General features: G+C 67.8%; 1 protein-coding gene. It reads right to left on the reverse strand.

The features are described from left to right. On the reverse strand, positions 1-575 hold a 575-nt coding region (locus tag A5673_RS25455), incomplete at both ends, for a glycosyltransferase (protein WP_156748620.1).

Raw genomic sequence — 575 nt, forward strand, 5'->3', positions numbered from 1 at the left:
TAGCTGGTCGAGCCAATTGCCCCCCGCTTTGACGATGTGCATCGATTCGTTGGTCGCGGTGTGGGTTCGCACCGACAGCTCCCGGGGCAGGAAACACACCGTGGACCGGACCATCAGGCGATACCAGAAATCCACGTCGACGAGCTGATAGATGTCGTTCCGCAGGCCGCCCGCCTCCAGCGCCAGCCGGCGCCGAAACATCACGCAGGTCGGCTCCCCCACCCAGTTCTCCTTCGCGCCGCGCAACACCACCTGGCGCACCAACGAGGGGCCGTCGTTGCGTTCCCGCAGGTTGCGAAAGCGCGTGTGCATTTTGCCGTACCGGCGCTGCCAGCGCTCGTCGTCACCCACCACCTGCCGGGGCGCGAACGCCAGCCCGACGGTCGGGTCGTCGAAGTAGGGAGCGAGCGTCGCCAAGGCGCCCGGAAGCAGCCAGTCGTCGCCGTGCACGAACTGCACGCACGTGCCGCGCGCCAGTTCCAGGCATTTGTTGTGGTTGCCGTTGAGGCCCAGGCGGGGCTGATTCTTCACCAGCCGGTCCCCGGGCCGCAGCAGCGCGGAGGCGATTGCGGCGC

The organism is Mycobacterium sp. E3198 (assembly GCF_001667015.1).
Lineage (GTDB): Bacteria > Actinomycetota > Actinomycetes > Mycobacteriales > Mycobacteriaceae > Mycobacterium.